This window comes from Bradyrhizobium sp. (assembly GCF_049586575.1).
Taxonomy (GTDB): Bacteria; Pseudomonadota; Alphaproteobacteria; order Rhizobiales; family Xanthobacteraceae; genus Bradyrhizobium.
The window spans coordinates 1-5,168 of sequence record NZ_JBAVCF010000090.1 but is presented as its reverse complement, the minus strand read 5'-3'; the positions used below and the strand labels follow the sequence as shown (position 1 = coordinate 5,168).

5 protein-coding genes are annotated in these 5,168 nt (G+C 61.4%); 3 read left to right on the top strand and 2 right to left on the bottom strand.

Annotated features, from left to right (window positions below; all coding sequences use genetic code 11):
- The 3 genes from WB528_RS03135 to WB528_RS03125 form a co-directional block, all read left to right on the top strand.
- The coding region (locus tag WB528_RS03135; protein WP_423886971.1) for an ATP-dependent helicase C-terminal domain-containing protein at positions 1–798 on the top strand (798 nt) is incomplete at its 5' end.
- A 167-nt stretch (positions 799–965) separates the two neighbouring features.
- Positions 966–1,484 carry a TIGR02281 family clan AA aspartic protease gene (locus tag WB528_RS03130; RefSeq protein WP_423886970.1) on the top strand — a complete coding sequence of 173 codons (519 nt, stop codon included), beginning with the start codon at positions 966–968 and terminating at the stop codon, positions 1,482–1,484.
- 143 nt (positions 1,485–1,627) lie between these two features.
- Positions 1,628–3,127 carry a phosphomannomutase/phosphoglucomutase gene (locus WB528_RS03125; RefSeq protein ID WP_423886969.1) on the top strand — a complete coding sequence of 500 codons (1,500 nt, stop codon included), beginning with the start codon at positions 1,628–1,630 and terminating at the stop codon, positions 3,125–3,127.
- A gap of 37 nt (positions 3,128–3,164) precedes the next feature.
- Here the strand turns inward: WB528_RS03125 and WB528_RS03120 are convergent, their stop codons facing one another.
- Positions 3,165–4,637, bottom strand: coding sequence for a methyl-accepting chemotaxis protein (locus tag WB528_RS03120; protein ID WP_423886968.1), 1,473 nt, complete (start codon positions 4,635–4,637; stop codon positions 3,165–3,167).
- 17 nt (positions 4,638–4,654) lie between these two features.
- Positions 4,655–4,987, bottom strand: coding sequence for a hypothetical protein (locus tag WB528_RS03115; RefSeq protein WP_423886967.1), 333 nt, complete (start codon positions 4,985–4,987; stop codon positions 4,655–4,657).
- Positions 4,988–5,168 lie beyond the last annotated feature (181 nt).

Genomic DNA, 5,168 nt, shown 5'->3' with positions numbered 1-5,168 from the left:
CTGCTGGGGGCGCCGATCACGCAAGTCGAGATCGAAGCGCATTTCGCCGATCAGATCGAAACAGCGGATGAGATTTCTTTCGATCGCGGCGCAATGGCGCTGCGGGCGCGGCGCAGGAAGACCCTGCATGCGATCACGCTGTCGGAGACGCCGCTGGCGCTCGAATCCTCGGTGGAAACCGCGCGGATATTCGCAGATGGCCTGGTCGCTGCGGGCCTCGATCAGTTGCCGTGGTCGAAACCGATCAAGCAATGGCGTGACCGCGTGATGTTTTTGCGCGCGGCTGAGAGCGCGGCGTCGGAAAATCCGTGGCCGGATCTGTCGGACGATGCGCTCATTGCCCAACGCGAGACGTGGCTGGTGCCGGCTTTGCTCGACAAGACGTCGTTGAAGGCATTCTCCGCCGGTGATTTGTCGGAAGCCTTGCAAGCCCTATTGCCCTGGGCCTTGCGGGCGCGGCTCGATCGGGAGGCGCCGACGCATTTCGAGGCGCCGACGGGGACGCAACTTGCGATCGACTATGAGGCCGAGCAGGGGCCGACCATCGCGGTACGCTTGCAGGAATTGTTCGGATTGACCAGCCATCCCTCGATTGCCAGAGGCGCAATCCCGCTGGTGCTGGAATTGCTGTCGCCTGCGCATCGTCCGGTTCAGGTGACGCGCGATCTGCCGGGTTTCTGGCGCGGCAGCTATGCCGCCGTACGCTCCGATTTGCGTGGGCGTTATCCTCGTCATCCCTGGCCGGAGGATCCGGCGAGCGCGATGCCGACCCGCCGTGTCAAGCCCAGGGGAACCTAAGCAAGGAGAGCGGTGCCGGCCGCGCCATTGCCGACCGCCAGTTGGGGGTTTGTTAACCCTTCGCTCATCCTTTTCGCCAAAATTGCCGCCCGCGCGGTTTGTCGATGGTCGAAGTTTCGTCATGGTCATGATGAAATGGCCAGGCACTCGCGATCGAAAGTGGCGTTATGCGTAACATTATGATCTTTGCGGCGATCATGATCGGGCTCGGCACCTTCATGGCGCAGATCGCCGACAAGATGACGCCCGCGCCGGCCTCCGCGACCCCGTCGGCACGATTGGCCGTGACGCCTGACACGACGGCCGAAGCCGGTGCCCGCAGCCTCAGCATTCCCCGTGACGGCCGAGGTCACTTCGCGACCGAAGGCAGGATCGATGGCCAGCGCATTGCCTTCATGGTCGATACCGGCGCCTCGGTCATCGCGCTGAATGAAAGCACAGCAGCGCGGTTTGGCTTGCGTCCGTCGCACGCCGACTATCGGGCAACGGTTTCGACCGCCAACGGCACCGTCAAGGCAGCGCCGACACGATTGGCCATGGTCGATATCGGCGGCCTCATCGTGCGCGACGTCGATGCGATGGTGCTCCCGGACGAGGCGCTGTCGGAAAATCTGCTCGGCCTGTCGTTCCTGTCGAAGCTTAGGCGGTTCGAGTACGCCAACGGCAAGATGGTGCTCGAACAGTAATCGCCAAATCCTGGGGCGCCGTGCTTTGAGCTTTTCCCGAATTTATCGCAATTAACCCAACGCGGCGGCTGTTTCGCCTTCCATCAGACCGGTGCATTCGCTATGGCTTCGGCCATATCGTTGAATGTTTGCAAGGCCGGTAAATGTTTCCAAAACCAAAGCCCCTGCTGGTTCCCAATACCTACGCCTTCGAGTCAGAGCCGATGGTGAAGGCGACCGGCTTTCGCGAATACGACGCCCGCTGGTTGTTCGGCAAGGAAATCAACCTGATGGGGATCCAGGCGCTCGGCATGGGGCTGGGCGCGTTGATTGCCGAACTCGGCGTCAAACAGGAGGTCGTGACCGGTCACGATTTCCGCGGCTATTCGGCCTCGATCAAATACGCGTTGATCTCGGGTTTGCAGGCGGCAGGCTGCCGGGTGCACGACATTGGGCTTGCGATGACGCCGATGGCGTATTTCGCGCAATTCGAACTCGACGTTCCCTGTGTCGCGATGGTGACGGCATCGCATAACGACAATGGCTGGACCGGCGTCAAGATGGGCGCCAACCGGCCGCTCACCTTCGGCCCGGACGAGATGAGCCGCCTGAAGGAGATCGTGCTCAATGCCGACTTCAAGAACAAGGTCGGCGGCTCGTATCAGTTTCACGAGAATTTTCCGGCGCGCTATATCGCCGACCTGACCAAACGTCCGAAACTCAAGCGCAAGCTCAAGGCTGTCGTGGCCTGTGGCAATGGCACGGCGGGCGCGTTCGCGCCGCAGGTGATGGAAGCCATCGGTTGCGACGTGATTCCGCTCGACACCGAACTCGACCATACCTTCCCGAAATACAATCCCAATCCCGAAGACATGAAAATGCTGCACGCAATCCGCGATGCTGTGCTCCAGCACGGGGCCGATGTCGGCCTCGGTTTCGACGGCGATGGCGACCGCTGCGGCGTGGTCGACAATACCGGAGAAGAGGTTTTTGCCGACAAAGTCGGCGTGATGCTGGCGCGCGACATGTCGGCGATTCACAAAGGTGCGCAATTCGTGGTCGACGTCAAATCGACCGGGCTTTTTGTCACCGATCCGGTGCTGCAAAAGCAGGGCGCCAAGGTCGTCTACTGGAAGACCGGGCACTCCTATATGAAACGGCGTACCCACGAACTCGGCGCGCTGGCAGGCTTCGAGAAGTCTGGCCACTTCTTTTTCAACAGGCCATTCGGCCGCGGCTATGACGACGGCCTGCTTTCGGCGATTGCGGTTTGCGAAATGCTCGATCGCGCGTCCGGCAAATCGATGGCCGATCTGAAGAATGACCTGCCGAAGACATGGTCATCGCCGACCATGTCGCCGCATTGCGCCGACGAGGCCAAGTATGGCGTCGTCGATCAGGTGGTGACGCATTTCGAAGGGTTGCAGAAGCGCGGCGAGAAAGTCGCCGGTCAGGCGATCCGCGACCTCGTCACCGTCAACGGCGTGCGGGTCACGGTTGATGACGGCAGTTGGGGACTGGTGCGCGCCTCGTCCAACAAGCCAGAGCTTGTGGTGGTGGTTGAAAGCCCGGTATCCGAGCGGCGGATGCGCGACATGTTCGAGGCGATGGATCAGGTGCTGCACACCCACCCCGAAGTCGGCGAATACAATCAGAAGATTTGAAGCTCGCGCCGCCATTGCGGGGCGAGGGCACGTTGGGTCAGCTTGCAACCCGCAGCGAGCCGAGGAATTGATCGACCTCCGACTTCAGCCGTTCCGACTGCGATGACAGGCCATTGGCCGCATCGAGAAGACGGCCGGTCGCTACGCCAGCTTCGTTGGAAGCGCGGGTCACGCTGTGGATATTGTCGCTGACTTCCCTTGTGCCGTCGGCCGCCTGAAGCACGTTGCCCGCGATTTCGCGCGTTGCCGCGCCCTGCTGGTCGACCGCGGTCGCGATCTGGCTCGATATTTCGTCGATCTCCGAAATAGTCCCAACAATGGCCTCGATGGCGCTGACGGCGTCGCCGGTGGCGTTCTGGATGCTTTGAACCTGCGCGGAAATTTCCTCGGTCGCCTTGGCGGTCTGGTTGGCCAGGGCCTTGACCTCGCTCGCAACGACGGCAAATCCCCTGCCGTGTTCACCGGCGCGTGCCGCTTCGATGGTGGCGTTGAGCGCCAGCAGGTTAGTCTGGCTGGCGATATTTTGAATGAGGGTCACGACCTCGCCGATCTTCTGGGTGCCGCTCGCCAACCCCTCGACCACCGCGTTGGTGCGCTTTGCCTCTTCGGCGGCCTTGCCCGCGATCTCGGCGGAACGAGTCACCTGCTTGGCGATCTCGCCGATCGATGCCGACAGCTCCTCGGTTGCCGCGGCGACTGTCTCGACATTCGCCGAAGCGCGTGTCGATGCGGCGGCCGCCGCCGCGGTCTGCTCGGTCGTTGCACGGCTATTGCCGCTGATCGATGTCGAAAGCTGCTGCATTTCCTGTGCCGTCACGGCAACGGACTCGACAATGTGCCCGATCGAGCGCTCGAAGCCGGACGCGAGTTCGCGCCTGGCTCCGTCGCGATCCTGCTTGGCGCGCTTCTCCATCTCGGCGCGCCTGGCATTGGCGTGGACCTCGGCGGCGTTTGCCGTTTCGGCTTCCGCCGTTTTCTTTGCCGCCGTTTCGAACAGGTTCGCGAGCTTGTGGGCAAGCCAGATCAAAACACCGGCCTCAATGACCAGAATAAACGCGTGGAACACGACGCGCCCAAAATCGGCCCCGCCGGGATAGATCGCCGCGGGCAGCAGGAAGTTGAGGGTCAAGTGATGCAAGGCGACTGCGACCGTGCCGGCGACGATCGGCCGGTAGTCGCAATAGGCGACAAGGCACGCCAATGCAGCGAAGAAGTACATATGCATGTCGATCTGCCAGGCGTGACCGGCTAGCTGGTAGGGAAAGATCGAGACATCTCCCATTAGCGCAACAGCAATCACCAGCCGGGTCGAAAGCTCATTCCCCGTCATACGCCACGACAGGGTTGCCGCCCCCGCCATGGCCGCGGTGAGGATGACGGGAAGCAGCCAGTCCGTGCCGCGCATCAGGCCGACGGCGAGGCAGATCGGAACATGCAGCCAAAGCACCACGAGCAGCGCCCGGCTGGTCGTTTCGCGCAATGTCTTCAAGTCTTGGCTTTCAATACTCATCTTCAAATCCCCTACCCCTACAGGGTCAAGCAGGCCGCAACGGCCCTTGGGTCTATGGCAAGCCAGGCACCGGCCTCGCGCAACCGGGCCAATCCAGCCTCGTTGTCGGGCCGCACTACCAGGATTGCCGGGATAGCCGTGGCCCTTACAAACGCAGCGTTGGCGGAAGCGGCAGCCTCGAGTGCTTGTTGCGTGCTCCACCACGGTGGAAATATCACCGCAACGATCTCGGTATCCGGGCGGACCTGAAAGGAAAGCGCGGCAACGATAATCCAGCTCGAAAGCAACAGGACGGCAGCGTTCAGCCACACAGGCCACCGGCAGGCGCTATTGCTGCTGTTGTGCCCCATGCCGGAAAACTATCGAAGCAAAGCTAACTAACGGTAAATTTAAAGTGATGGTTTTGGAAATTCTTCAAACAAAACAAAAAGTTGCATGGGTTGAACGGGAGTCGCGGAGGTTGTTTGCCGCAAGGTGAGGCGACGTGAAGATCAGCCTACGTCATCGCTTCAGAGCCATTCCTGGGCTAGT

Excerpts from the sequence above, each read along its gene's own strand:
- WB528_RS03120 (WP_423886968.1), bottom strand. The coding sequence starts at position 4,637 with ATGAGTATTGAAAGCCAAGACTTGAAGACATTGCGCGAAACGACCAGC.
- WB528_RS03125 (WP_423886969.1), top strand. The coding sequence starts at position 1,628 with ATGTTTCCAAAACCAAAGCCCCTGCTGGTTCCCAATACCTACGCCTTC.
- WB528_RS03115 (WP_423886967.1), bottom strand. The coding sequence starts at position 4,987 with ATGGGGCACAACAGCAGCAATAGCGCCTGCCGGTGGCCTGTGTGGCTG.
- WB528_RS03130 (WP_423886970.1), top strand. The coding sequence starts at position 966 with ATGCGTAACATTATGATCTTTGCGGCGATCATGATCGGGCTCGGCACC.